General features: G+C 64.6%; 13 protein-coding genes. 11 read left to right on the plus strand and 2 right to left on the minus strand.

What is annotated here, in order from left to right; genetic code table 11:
• The first annotated feature begins 203 nt into the window (after positions 1–203).
• The 5 genes from AB7531_RS14905 to AB7531_RS14925 all read left to right on the plus strand — a co-directional run bounded on the left by AB7531_RS14905 (position 204) and on the right by AB7531_RS14925 (position 6,357).
• Positions 204–896 carry a FecR family protein gene (locus AB7531_RS14905; protein WP_084795356.1) on the plus strand — a complete coding sequence of 231 codons (693 nt, stop codon included), beginning with the start codon at positions 204–206 and terminating at the stop codon, positions 894–896.
• 144 nt (positions 897–1,040) lie between these two features.
• A complete protein-coding gene (locus AB7531_RS14910) occupies positions 1,041–1,814 on the plus strand; it encodes a tetratricopeptide repeat protein (RefSeq protein WP_245328614.1) in 774 nt (257 codons plus the stop codon).
• Between the two features lie 36 nt (positions 1,815–1,850).
• Positions 1,851–2,045, plus strand: coding sequence for a hypothetical protein (locus AB7531_RS14915; RefSeq protein ID WP_135214595.1), 195 nt, complete (start codon positions 1,851–1,853; stop codon positions 2,043–2,045).
• 232 nt (positions 2,046–2,277) lie between these two features.
• Positions 2,278–6,039 (plus strand): tetratricopeptide repeat protein, encoded by a 3,762-nt coding sequence (locus AB7531_RS14920; protein ID WP_436855374.1) that lies wholly within the window; start codon positions 2,278–2,280, stop codon positions 6,037–6,039.
• An 81-nt stretch (positions 6,040–6,120) separates the two neighbouring features.
• On the plus strand, positions 6,121–6,357 hold the full coding sequence (locus AB7531_RS14925; RefSeq protein WP_063982285.1) for a hypothetical protein: 237 nt from the start codon (positions 6,121–6,123) through the stop codon (positions 6,355–6,357).
• A 162-nt stretch (positions 6,358–6,519) separates the two neighbouring features.
• Here AB7531_RS14925 and fliP read toward each other — a convergent pair whose 3' ends face one another.
• A complete protein-coding gene (gene fliP / locus AB7531_RS14930) occupies positions 6,520–7,275 on the minus strand; it encodes a flagellar type III secretion system pore protein FliP (protein WP_063982286.1) in 756 nt (251 codons plus the stop codon).
• Positions 7,272–8,255 (minus strand): flagellar biosynthetic protein FliO, encoded by a 984-nt coding sequence (locus tag AB7531_RS14935; protein ID WP_436855371.1) that lies wholly within the window; start codon positions 8,253–8,255, stop codon positions 7,272–7,274. The genes fliP and AB7531_RS14935 overlap by 4 nt, the downstream gene beginning before the upstream one ends.
• 350 nt (positions 8,256–8,605) lie before the next feature.
• Between AB7531_RS14935 and flgB the strand changes: the two genes are divergently transcribed.
• The 6 genes from flgB (at position 8,606) to flhB (ending at position 12,127) form a co-directional block, all read left to right on the plus strand.
• Positions 8,606–9,010, plus strand: a complete 405-nt coding sequence (gene flgB / locus AB7531_RS14940; protein ID WP_063982288.1) for a flagellar basal body rod protein FlgB — start codon at positions 8,606–8,608, stop codon at positions 9,008–9,010.
• A 97-nt stretch (positions 9,011–9,107) separates the two neighbouring features.
• Entirely contained in the window at positions 9,108–9,533 is a 426-nt protein-coding gene (flgC, locus tag AB7531_RS14945; protein ID WP_028158335.1) for a flagellar basal body rod protein FlgC, read from the plus strand.
• Between the two features lie 16 nt (positions 9,534–9,549).
• Positions 9,550–9,858, plus strand: a complete 309-nt coding sequence (gene fliE / locus AB7531_RS14950) for a flagellar hook-basal body complex protein FliE (protein WP_008142413.1) — start codon at positions 9,550–9,552, stop codon at positions 9,856–9,858.
• 130 nt (positions 9,859–9,988) lie between these two features.
• Positions 9,989–10,252, plus strand: a complete 264-nt coding sequence (gene fliQ, locus AB7531_RS14955) for a flagellar biosynthesis protein FliQ (protein WP_014494021.1) — start codon at positions 9,989–9,991, stop codon at positions 10,250–10,252.
• 17 nt (positions 10,253–10,269) lie between these two features.
• Positions 10,270–11,040, plus strand: a complete 771-nt coding sequence (fliR, locus tag AB7531_RS14960) for a flagellar biosynthetic protein FliR (RefSeq protein ID WP_028148497.1) — start codon at positions 10,270–10,272, stop codon at positions 11,038–11,040.
• A gap of 7 nt (positions 11,041–11,047) precedes the next feature.
• Positions 11,048–12,127 carry a flagellar biosynthesis protein FlhB gene (gene flhB / locus AB7531_RS14965; RefSeq protein WP_063982289.1) on the plus strand — a complete coding sequence of 360 codons (1,080 nt, stop codon included), beginning with the start codon at positions 11,048–11,050 and terminating at the stop codon, positions 12,125–12,127.
• Positions 12,128–12,132 lie beyond the last annotated feature (5 nt).

Consider the following 12,132-nt stretch of genomic DNA (forward strand, 5'->3'; position numbering starts at 1 on the left):
AGAATTGCTGACGTTTCGCCCGACGGTACCGCTTTCAGCGCTAAAAGCTGTTTGAAATTGCCTGGCGCGGATAGTGACTCTTTTGGACACGGCGATCAGCCATTCGGATTACCCCGGAATAACCATTTTGGCTGTCGTGGTTTGCTGTTGCTGGTCTGCCATTATCCCCGATGGCTTTCGCCAGCGCTGTCGGAGCCGTTCGGATGCTCGAGGATCATATCTTCGAAAAGGAGGAAGCCATGGGCGCTCGTGCAGCGATTGTTCTCGTGGCAGGTCTCGTGCTTGCGCTGGCCGCTTCGTCACCCCGCCCGGTTCAGGCGCAGGACGATTCTCCGCGGCGCGCCGTGCTGGACTCGTCGTCAAAGCCAATCGGGAAAGTTGTGACAGCCGATGGCTCGGTCATCATCGAGCATGCGGGCGCCGCCATTGTCCAGGCAAACGTCGGGGCCGAATCCATCCAGACGAAAGTCGGTGATCCCGTCTATTTGGGCGATGTGGTTCGAACCGGTGCCGACAGTCGGGTCGGCATCAATTTCGTCGATGGAACTTCGTTCAACTTGTCGAGCAACGCCCGCATGACATTGGACGAATACGTCTACGAGCCGGGTGGAAAGTCCAATTCGACAGCCTTCAACCTGACCAAGGGTACGTTCGTTTTTGTTGCCGGCCAGGTTGCGAAGACCGGTGACATGAAGATCGAAACGCCGGTCGCGACGATGGGCATTCGAGGCACTACACCTCACGTCGAAATCTCGGACGACGGAACCACCAGGTTTTCCACTCTGATCGAAGAGGGCAAGACCAAATATACGAAGAAGCCCGGCGCAGCGGGGCCACGCCAACCCGAGCAAAGGGCCGAGCAAAGGCTCAATCTGAACATCTGTCGCGGCTGCTAGAGAATTGGTCCGAGCCGGTGCAATCGCCAGATCTCAGAAGATCGGGAGCCTGACATGAAACCAGGATCCTCCGTTGCCGAAGGCGGACTGGCGCTTGTCGTCCTGATGTGGGTCGGCTTGCCGGTCGCGGCCCAGAACTCCGGGGTGAAGGACAGCTATCTCAGCAATATCGAACTGTGCAACGGGACGGGTACCACCTCGCTCGATGCCCGGATCGGCGCCTGCACGACTTTCATACAGGCGCGTCCAGATTCGTCGGCAGCTCTGGCAATCGCGTATAACAATCGCGGCAACGCCTACACGGCAAAGGGCGACTACGACAGCGCCATCAGCGACTTCGATCAGTCGATCGCACTCAATCCGACATACGCAAAGGCCTTCAACAACCGCGGCGTGGCTCACTTGAGGAGACGTGAATATGAGCTCGCGATCGAAGCCTTTGATGATGCGATCAAGCTCGATCCCGGCTATGGCGCTGCCTTCGTCAACCGCGCCGGAGCCTATCTGAAGAAAAACGACCACCAGCGCGCGGCGCATGATTACGACGAGGCAATCCGTCTCCAGCCCGCCTCGCGGGCGGCATGGAGCGGACGATGTTGGACCCGCGCGGTTCTCAGCGCCTCGCGAGAAGCGCTGGAGGATTGCGACAGAGCGCTTCAATCGGGATCGACCAGCGCTGCCGTGTACGACTCGCGTGGGCTGATCCACCTGAAGATGGGTGAGTTCGGTGCGGCGATCGATGACTACAATGCTGCCTTGCGAGTCGCCCCCGAATTGGCGAGCGCGCTTTTTGGTCGCGGGCTTGCCAAGCTGAAGCAAGGCGATGCGATCGGCGGAAAATCTGACATTTCGACTGCAAGGACAATTCAGAAGAACATCGGCGACGAGTTCGCGCGTTATGGCGTCGATTACGACTGAGTTGGCTCGGTGAGGCGGAACGAATCGGAGGTGAATATGGATGCAAGGTTCGCGCTCATTCAAGCTCACGACGATAGCATTCGCCGCTATCAGCGGTTGTTGAACACACAGTTGACCGATCTCGAGCGTGAGTACATCGAGAGCCGAATCTCGGAAAAGCGATTGACCTTGCAGTCAATTCGCGAAGCGCGAGGCAAGTTGAATGCCTTGCCGGCCAATCGCGGGGTTTGATTGGCATTCCTGACGGGTGCGGACGAAGGGGGTGTTAACACCTCCTTAACCACTTGCTCCCCAGATTTCGAAGCACGAACGCCCGAGCCCGCAAGCAGGCGTCGCGACGCACTGTGCCGGGTGAATTCGTCATTACAGCATTAACAAGTCCTTAATTGGCAAAACCTACAGTCGACGGCACGGGCCGGCGCCAGTGCCGGCATGGACCGCCGAATTGGAAGAAACGCCGCCAATGGCGCAGAAGGCTGCCGCTGGATTTATGTCGCGAGCCCGCGCTTTGGCGCGGGGGTTGTCGCGCCATGTCCGCAAGGCGCCCGTGCTGGCGGCCTGCCTGCTTATCGGCCTTGGTGCGCCCGCCCGCGCCGCCGATGTGGTCCGGGGCGAGGCGACTTTCTCGGCCGGTGGCGGCTTTGCCCGTCTGGTGATCAAGCTCGGCGAGGACGTTCCCTCCGAGGTGACGACGGCCGGCTCCATTCTCATCATTCGCTTCGACCGGGCGGTCGACGTTCCCGTCGATCGCGTTCCGGAAGGTGCGCCCGACTACGTCAATTCTGCCCGCCGCGATCCCGACGGCAGCGCCATCCGCCTGTCGCTGGCGCGGCGCGTCACCGTCAACACCATGAATGCCGGCGAGCGCACCTTCATCGATCTCTTGCCGGAGGGCTGGAAGGGGCCGCCGCCAAGCCTGCCCATGGACGTGGTCAGGGAACTGGCCGAGCGTGCGCGTGTCGCCGAACGTGCCTTGCGCGCCCAGCGCGCCGCAGCCGAGACCAAGAAGCGTCCGCAGATCCGCGTGCGCGCCTCGGTGCAGCCGACTTTCGTGCGCTTCGTGTTCGAGATGCCCGACGGCGTCGGCGTGTCCTCCGTGCTCAACGAGCAGAAGCTGACGCTCGCGTTCAATGCCGGCCTCAATTTCGATCTGGCGGACGCGGTCGTCGCCGCGCCCCCGAACGTCGCCTCGATCAAGCAGAAGTCCGACATCGACCAGACCAGTGTCGAGATCGCGCTGATCGGCGATTCGGACGTGCACTCCTTCCGCGACGAGAAGAATTACGTCGTCGACATCTCCTTCCAACCCGACAAGGGCAAGACCGCCGCGACGGCTGAGGCGGTGATCGCGCAGGCGAAGCCTATGGCCCAAGGCCATGGACCGGCTCCGGAAAAGCCGGCGGCGGAAAAGCCGGCGGCGGAGAAGCCGAAGGAGGTCCATCGCGAGATCGCGCCGCCGACGTCCGAGACGATCGCGCGCGAAGCCAGGATCGAAGCCAAGATCGAAGCCAAGCCCGAGGTGAAGCCGGAAGCTCCGGCGGCGATGCCGCCGGCCGAAGCACCGAAGCCTGCGCCGGCTCCAGCGGCCGAAGCACCGCATGCCGCGGAACCGCACAAGGACGTGTCGAAGCCTGCGGCGTCGGCAACGGAAGCTGTGGTCGCGCCCGTCAAGCCCGCGGTGTCCGAAGCGCCCAAGGAGGTCGTGAAGGAGGCTGCGAAAGAGCCGGTCAAGGACAGCGTCAAGGTCGCACCTGCCGAGGCGCCGGCTGCGCCGCAGCCCACCGTGGCCAGCGTCGATGTGCGCCGCGACAGCGATGGCTTGCGCGTGATCTTCCCGCTTCAGGTGGCAACGCCTGCGGCGGCGTTCCGCCGCGGTGATACGGTGTGGCTGGTGTTCGATACGCCGAAGCCGATCGACGTCGAGGCGATCCGCAGTCGGGGCGGTGCGATGATCGGCGAGGTCAGCCGCATGCCGCTCGACAAGGGGCAGGCGGTCCGCATCCGTCTCACCCGGCCGCTGGTCTACTCGCTGACGAGCGAGGAGGTCGGCAAGGAGACCAATTGGCTCCTGACGCTCGCCGACAAGATCCAGGCGACGCCGCTGCCGCTGATGATGTCGCGCAACATCACCGACCCCGCACTCGCCAATATCGCGATCCCCTTCGCCAATCCGGGCCTGTTGCACAAGCTGACCGATCCCGACGCCGGCGACACGCTCTATGTCGTCACCGGGCAGCGGCCGGTGCGCGGCTTCATCAAGCGGCAGGATCTCGTCGATCTCTCGCTGCTGGAATCCGCGCACGGCATCGCGATCCGGCCGAACTCCGACGAGGTCGGCGTCGAGGTCGGATCCGACAAGGTCATTCTCGGCAAGAAGGGCGGACTGACGCTGTCGCCGGTCGATATCTCCGCCGAGCGCGCGCCGACCGCGGTGCGGCCGGTCTTCAGTCCGGAAGGCTGGCGCAAGGGCCAGTCGGAGGATTTCTGGACGCGCCAGGGCAGTCTGATCACGGCGATCGCGGCCGTCGAGCCGGCGCAGCGCTCGCTGCCGCGGCTCGATCTCGCGCAGTTCTACATGTCGCGCGCCATGTACCACGAAGCCAAGTCGGTGACCGACCTGATGCTGGCCGATCCCCTCAACAAGGAGGAGAGCGGCGCGCTGATCATGCATGCGATCGCGAACATCTTGATCGGCCGGCCGGCGCAGGGCTTGAAGGACCTCGCCAATCCCGTGATCGGCAACAGCCACGATTCCCAACTCTGGAAGGCGCTCGCCTATGCGCGCCAGGGCAAGTGGGCGGATGCGCGCGAGAAGTTCAAGAACGTCGAATTCGCCATCGCCTCGCTGCCGATCGACATCCAGCGCATCGTGACGATGGAGGCGATGCGCGCCTCGCTCGAGGTGAAGGATTATGCCGGCGCCTCCAAGCGCCGCAGCGAGATCGAGGTGGTCGGCATATCGCCAGAGGCGGCGCCCGGCTTCGCCGTGCTGCGCGGCCGGCTCGCCGAGGCGCTCGGGCACGACAGGGATGCGCTCGACGACTACAAATTCGCGGTCGCCTCGAACGATCGTCAGGCGGCGGCCGAGGCCAAGCAGCTCGAAGTGGCGCTGCGGCAGAAGCGCGACGAGATCAGCAAGGAAGACGCGCTGCGTGAGCTCGAGACGCTGTCGATGACCTGGCGGGGCGACTCGATCGAGGTCAAGACGCTCCAGATGCTGTCGCAGATATATGCCGAGAACGGGCGCTACCGGGACGCGCTCAGGGCGGCGCGCACCGCGACAAGGCTCCAGCCGAACGCCGAGGCCTCGCGTCAGGCGCAGGACCTCGCCTCCGACCTGTTCACGCAGATCTTCCTGGGGCCCAAGGGCGACGAGCTGCCGCCGGTCGAGGCGCTCGGGATGTTCTACGAGTTCCGCGAACTGACGCCGATCGGCCGCCGCGGCGACGAACTGATCCGCCGCCTCGCCGATCGTCTCGCCTCGATTGACCTGCTCGACCAGGCCGCCGAACTGTTGCAGTACCAGGTCGACCATCGCCTCGAAGGCGCAGCCCGCGCCCAGGTCGCCGCGCGCCTGTCCATGATCTACCTCGCCAACCGCAAGCCCGACATGGCGATCTCGGCGCTGCGCGCGAGCCGCATCAGCGATCTCTCCGGTGAGCTACGGCAGCAGCGGCTGCTGCTGGAGGCGCGCGCGCAGAGCGACGTCGGCCGCCACGATCTCGCGCTCGACATCGTCTCCAACGTTTCCGGACGCGAGGTGCTCCGCCTGCGCTCCGACATCTTCTGGGCGGCGCGGCGCTGGCGCGAATCCGCCGAGCAGATCGAGCTCTATTACGGCGACCGCTTCCGCGACTTCAAGCCACTCAACGCGGTGGAGAAGAGCGACATCATCCGCGCCGCCGTCGGCTATGCGCTCGCCGACGATTCGATCGGCCTGTCGCGCTTCCGCGAGAAATATGCGCCGCTGATGAGCGAGAGTGCGGACCGGGTCGCCTTCGACATCGCGAGCAAGCCGGCAGCGTCCTCCAGCGCCGAATTTGCCGAGATCGCCAAGCTCGCTGCCAGCGTCGACACGCTCGACGGCTTCCTGCGCGAGATGAAGCAGCGCTTCCCCGACGCAACCGCCCGCGCGCCGGCCTCGCCGCAAGCCAAGGACGAGGCCGACCACACCGGCTCGCTGCCCACGATCCCCGTCGTGCGGCAGATCAAGATGACGCGGTAGGAACCCTGCTACTACGAGGCCTCTCGACAGGTGCCCGTTGAAGCGGCAACCTGCGCGTCTTCATGCCGGGAGAGCGTCGATATGAGCAAGCCTGCCAAGACCGAAGCCGAACTCATCGCCATGGCGCGGGCCGAATTGAAGGTCCATGCCGATGGTCCGGATGACCTCGTCATCTTGATCGTCCGCGACGGCGATAGCTGGGAATTCCGCGCCGATGCCGACCAGGCCGCGACGGATAAGCCGGGCTTCCCCGAAAGCGTCGCCATGCTGGTGCAGATCGGCGATCACCTCAGCAAGCAGTATGACGTGAAGGGGTAGGGGCGCTGTCGACGCCGTCTCACTGTACGCCACGTTCTCGGTGTCATCGCCCGACTTGATCGGGCGATCTAGTATTCCAGAGACCGCAGTGATGAAATCGAAAGGCCGCGGCGTACTGGATGCCCCGGTCAAGCCGGGGCATGACGGCGGATGGAGCCGCAGCTATCCGCCCCCGTAACTCTGCACCAGGCTTCCCGCCACCAGCGACCAGCCATCGACCAGCACGAAGAAGATCAGCTTGAACGGCAGCGAGATCGTTGCGGGCGGCAGCATCATCATGCCCATCGACATCAGCACGGAGGCGACGACGAGGTCGATGATCAGGAAGGGGAGAAACAGCAGGAAGCCGATCTCGAAGGCGCGCTTCAACTCGGAGATCATGAAGGCGGGGACGAGGATGCGCAGGGCGAGGTCGTCCGGCGTGGCCGGCGGCGGCTCGCCGGAGAGATCCAGGAACAGCTTGAGGTCCTTCTCGCGCACGTTCTTCTGCATGAAGCCGCGCAAGGGGACGGAAGCGCGCTGGAGTGCGTCCTCGACGCCAAGCTGGTTGGCGACGAGCGGGCGGATGCCCTCGTCGTAGGACTTCTGCAGGACAGGTCCCATCACGAAGAAGGTGAGGAACATCGCGAGCGCGATGATCACCGAGTTCGGCGGCGCGGTCGCCGTGCCCATCGCGGTGCGCAGCAGCGACAAGACGACCACGATGCGCGTGAATGACGTCATCATGATCAGGATCGACGGCGCGATCGACAGCACCGTGAGCAGCGCGATGAGCTGGATCGCGCGCTCGGTGACGCCGCCCCCCTGACCGCCGAGATTGATGCTGATGTCCTGCGCATGCGCAGGCATCGCGAGCGAAGCCGCGGCGATCAGGACAGAAAGAAAAACAACTCTACGCGGGAGGGCCGGCAGCCTCACGAAGACGGCTTCGGACGGCCGAGCAGCGAGGCCATCTCGTCTTCGAGATTTTCAAAGCTGGTCTTCTCCGCGGCCGGCTTTGCGGGCGGAGCCGGGGGTGCCGGCGGCTCGCTGCGCGCGGCGCGGGGCGGCGGCGGCGGCGCGGGCGGCTCGGGCGCAACCGGAGGCGCGACCGTCTCGCCGGCGGGGCGGCGCAGTGCGGCTTCGAGACGCTGCGCCATCTCGGCGAGATTCTGCTCGGCGTTCGAGGGCGCGGCAGGAGCGGGGGCCGGCGGCGGAACGGGCGGAGCCTGCGGCACGGGCGGGGGAGGCGGTGGCGCGGCCGCGCGCTCGGCGCGCACCGGGGGCACTTTCACCGGCTCGGTCTGCCGCGGGGGACGTGGCATCAGCGGAGGCTCGTTGCGGGCGATGCGCGGCGGAACCGGCTCGGGGCGTGCCTCGCGCTCGGGGCGCGGCGGCAGGATCGGCTCAGGCGGAAAGCCGGCCAGTGGCGGTTCGTTGCGGCGCTCGGCCAGTGCGGGAGCGGGCCGGCGTACCTCGTCGGCGAAGGAGGGGCGCGGCCGCGGCGGCGGCTCGGGCATTTGCGGTTCGGGATGATCGAGCAGTTCGGGCCGCGGAGCTTCGTCGGTCCAGCTGCTGGTATCGGGCATCGGGGCAAGGCGCGGCGGCTCGGCGGCATTGGAACGCTGCGGAAGCTGGTCGCGGCCGGGCGCTGCGCGCACGATATTGGGCTCGACGACGATGTCGGTGGGACCGCCAATCATCAGGAGATGCTCGACATTGTCACGCCGGACCAGCACCAGGCGGCGCCGGCCATCGACCGCGGCGGCATCGATCACGGCAAGCCGGGGCATCCGGCCGCGCTGGGTGTTGGCACCGAGCCGGCTGCTGGCGAATCGGCGAACCAACCATGCGGCGACGCCGATCAACGCCAGAACGACGATGAACGCCACGATGAAGGTGATTGGGCTGCCTTGCATACTTGTCCCCGACAAATGGCGCTTTTCTCGTGCCCATGGTCAGACGCGCCAACCATCGGCGTGGGATGCCCCAAACTGCGATTTCTTAACGTCCCACGGCAAGTTTTGCCGTCCCCAGCTCTTAATAACCTATGAATCGCTCGATCCAAAACGACTTCTTGGCCTGTGCATGGCCCGCCAAACGGTTGGGTTAATGCCGCTTTTGGATGCGTAGAATCACGGGGGGCGCAAAGTGGTGTTCCATCAAGGGACATGCATCGACGCCATCTTTAACCACCTGTTAACCATACACGCGGCAAATTCTGCCTAGCTTCGGGCCTTTGGTCCGAGAGGCGGAAGGAGCCGCAACGATGTCCATCAACGACCTCCCGGTGCTGTCGGCGCTTCGCACCAAGATGCAGTGGCACCAGGAGCGCCAGCGCGTCCTGTCCGAGAACGTCTCCAATTCCGACACGCCCAAATTCCGGCCGCGCGACCTGGTCGAGCCGAAGCTCGACAAATCAGGCGCCGTCACTGGCTCGATGGGCCCCCTGGCGCTCACCCGCACCAGCGGCTCCCACATGACGCCATCCGGCGCGGCCTCGGGCTTCGACCAGAACAGGAATGCGGGTTTCGAGACCCGTCCCGCGGGCAACGCCGTCAATCTCGAGGAGGAGATGATGAAGGCCGCCAGCAACCAGATGGACTACGCGGCGGCGACCTCGCTCTATTCCAAGAGCCTGCATCTGCTCAAGACCGCGATCGGCAAAGGCTAGAGCATGATCCGGAAAAGTGTGCGGGCGGTTTTCCCTCGCGACAAACGCGGAACGCGTTTGCGCGGAGATCATGCTCAAGAGCTGAGGGAAGCGCATCATGGCGAATGACAGCAGCGACTTTGCCCGCTCGATGGCGATCGCGACCTCCGGCCTGCGCGCGCAGGCCGGGCGCATGCGGGTGATCTCGGAGAACATCGCGAACGCGGATTCGACCTCGCAGACATCAGGTGGCGATCCCTACCGGCGCAAGGTGCCGACCTTCTCCTCCGCGCTGGACCGCACGCTCGACGCGCAGGTCGTCACCCTCGGCAGGATCAAGCCGGACCAGTCGAACTTCCGCACCAAATTCGAGCCGAACAATCCGGCCGCCGATGCGACCGGCAACGTCAAATATCCCAACGTGAACTCGGTGGTCGAGATGACCGACATGCGCGACGCGCAGCGGTCCTATGAGGCCAATCTCAACATCATCAGTGCGACGCGCCGGATGATCCAGCGCACGCTCGACATCCTCAAGAGCTGAACAGGACAATTAAGCCATGGCATCACCGACAATCGCAGCCAATGCTTATGCCAACCTCGCCCGCGTGCTGGAGAACAGCGGCGCCGGCAAGGGCAGCGAAGCGAGCGGGCAGTCCTTCGCGTCGCTCCTGAAAGACGCTGTCGGCAGCGTCATGGAGTCCGGCCGCAAGTCCGACGCGCAGACGGTGGCGATGGCCGCCGGCAAGGCCAACGTGATGGACGTGGTGACGGCGGTCGCCGACACCGACGTCGCGGTGTCCACGCTGGTCTCGGTCCGCGACCGCGTGATCGCGGCATATGAAGACATCATGAAGATGCCGATCTGATCGGTCCTGTCATTCCGGGGCGCGACGAAGTCGCAAACCCGGAATCCATAACCACGATCGGGAGTATGGATTCCGGGCTCTCGCTTCGCGAGCCCCGGAATGACGAACAACTCATAGTGAGAAAAAGAACATGACCGGACCTGAAACCCTCGACGTCGCGCGTGATGCGATCTGGACCATCGTGATCGTGTCGTCGCCGCTGATGGTGGTCGGCCTCGTGGTCGGCGTCGTCGTGTCGCTGTTCCAGGCGCTGACGCAGATCCAGGAGCAGACGCTGATCTACGTGCCGAAGATCCTGGCCATCTTCGCCACGATGCTGCTGGCGCTGCCGTTCATGGCCGACGCACTCCATTCCCACATGATGCGGATCTCGTCGCGAATCATCGGCGGCTGAGGCACAATGCGCCCGTCATGCGCATCGACGTCTCGCTGCTGCCGGCGCTCGCCGCTTCCTTCATGCTCGCCTTCGCCCGGGTCGGTGCGATGGTGATGCTGTTGCCGGGGCTGGGCGAGACCAACATTCCGACGCGGATCAAGCTGGCGATCGCGCTGCTGCTGACGCTGATCATCCTGCCGCTGCATCGCAACGCCTACCACGTCGACATGGGCTCGATCGCGCCGCTGCTGGTCATGATGCTGCATGAGATCGTGATCGGCATCGTGCTGGGGGCGACCGCGCGCGTGACGTTGTCGGCGCTTCAGGTCGCGGGCGCCGTGATTGCGCAGCAGATGGGGCTCGGCTTCGTCACTTCGGTCGATCCGACACAGGGACAGCAGGGCGTGCTGGTCGGCAATTTCCTGACCATGCTCGGGGTGACGCTGCTGTTTGCCACCGACAGCCATCATCTGGTGATCGCTGCGCTGAACGACAGCTACACGATCTTCGCGCCCGGCGAGACCGTATCGAGCGGCGACGTCGCTTCACTGGCGACGCGCGCCTTTGCCGCCGCGTTCAGCCTGGGCTTGCAACTTTCCGGACCGTTTCTGGTGTTCGGCCTCGTCTTCAACATCGGGCTCGGCGTGCTGGCGCGGCTGATGCCGCAGATGCAGGTCTATTTCGTCGGCGTGCCGCTGTCGATCTTCGTGGGCTTCCTGGTGCTCGCCGTGGTGCTCACCGCGATGATGGGCACGTATCTCGACTATTTCATCGGTGTGATGCACCAGATGATGCCGCTCAAATAGGTGATCGATGGCAGACGACAACGATCCCGACAGTCAAACAGAAGACCCGACACAAAAGCGTCTCGAAGAGGCGCTCGAACGCGGCGACGTCGCCAAGAGCCAGGAGATCAACACCTGGTTCATGATCGCGGGCGGCACGCTCGTGGTCTCCACCTTCTCGGGCTCGGTGGGCAGCGGGCTGGTGACGCCGATGCGCAACCTGCTTGCCAATTCCTGGATGATCAAGACCGACGGCAGGGCTCTGCTCGCGCTGATGCAGCAGATCGAGGTCGCCGTGCTCGCAGCGATCGGCGTGCCCCTGCTGATGCTGGTGCTGGCGGCGATTGCCGGCAACGTGCTCCAGCACCGCCTGGTCTGGTCGGCCGAATCCCTCAAACCCAAATTCAGCAAACTGTCGCCGGCCGAGGGCCTCAAGCGCATCTTCGGCAAGCAGGCGGCCGCGAACTTCCTCAAGGGGCTCGGCAAGCTGATCGTGCTCGGCGCGGTCATGACCGTGGTCCTGTGGCCGGAGCGCCATCGCATGGAGGCGATGGTCAGGCTCGATCCGGCCGCCATGCTGGGCGCCAGCACCAGCCTGACCATTCATCTGCTCGGCGCAGTGGTCGCGGCGCTCGCGATCATCGCCATTGGCGACTATTTCTTCCAATATCGCAGCTGGTTCCAGCGGCAGAAGATGTCGCTCCAGGAGATCAAGGAAGAGTTCAAGCAGTCCGAAGGCGACCCGCACATCAAGGGCAAGCTCCGGCAATTGCGCCAGCAGCGCTCCAAGAAGCGCATGATGGCGGCGGTTCCCAAGGCCTCCGTGATCATCACCAACCCGACCCACTATTCGATCGCGCTGTCCTACGAGCGCGGCATGTCTGCGCCGATCTGCGTCGCCAAGGGCGTCGACAACCTCGCCTTCAAGATCCGTGAGATCGCGCGCGAGCACGACATCCCGATCGTCGAGAACGTGCCGCTCGCCCGCGCGCTCTACGCCACCGTCGAAATCGACCAGGAAATCCCGACCGAGCACTACCATGCGGTCGCCGAGGTCATCGGTTACGTCATGCGGCTGAAGCAGGGATTCGGCGCCGGACGCGGATAAAATGC

It is taken from the genome of Bradyrhizobium sp. 63_E2_N1_3 (assembly GCF_052076005.1).
Classification (GTDB): Bacteria; Pseudomonadota; Alphaproteobacteria; order Rhizobiales; family Xanthobacteraceae; genus Bradyrhizobium; species Bradyrhizobium barranii.

Bases quoted from the DNA above. Each gene is read 5' to 3' on its own strand.
- AB7531_RS14905 (WP_084795356.1), top strand. From the start codon at position 204: ATGCTCGAGGATCATATCTTCGAAAAGGAGGAAGCCATGGGCGCTCGT.
- AB7531_RS14915 (WP_135214595.1), top strand. From the start codon at position 1,851: ATGGATGCAAGGTTCGCGCTCATTCAAGCTCACGACGATAGCATTCGC.
- AB7531_RS14920 (WP_436855374.1), top strand. From the start codon at position 2,278: ATGGCGCAGAAGGCTGCCGCTGGATTTATGTCGCGAGCCCGCGCTTTG.
- AB7531_RS14925 (WP_063982285.1), top strand. From the start codon at position 6,121: ATGAGCAAGCCTGCCAAGACCGAAGCCGAACTCATCGCCATGGCGCGG.
- AB7531_RS14935 (WP_436855371.1), bottom strand. From the start codon at position 8,255: ATGCAAGGCAGCCCAATCACCTTCATCGTGGCGTTCATCGTCGTTCTG.
- flgB (WP_063982288.1), top strand. From the start codon at position 8,606: ATGTCCATCAACGACCTCCCGGTGCTGTCGGCGCTTCGCACCAAGATG.
- flgC (WP_028158335.1), top strand. From the start codon at position 9,108: ATGGCGAATGACAGCAGCGACTTTGCCCGCTCGATGGCGATCGCGACC.
- fliE (WP_008142413.1), top strand. From the start codon at position 9,550: ATGGCATCACCGACAATCGCAGCCAATGCTTATGCCAACCTCGCCCGC.
- fliQ (WP_014494021.1), top strand. From the start codon at position 9,989: ATGACCGGACCTGAAACCCTCGACGTCGCGCGTGATGCGATCTGGACC.
- fliR (WP_028148497.1), top strand. From the start codon at position 10,270: ATGCGCATCGACGTCTCGCTGCTGCCGGCGCTCGCCGCTTCCTTCATG.
- flhB (WP_063982289.1), top strand. From the start codon at position 11,048: ATGGCAGACGACAACGATCCCGACAGTCAAACAGAAGACCCGACACAA.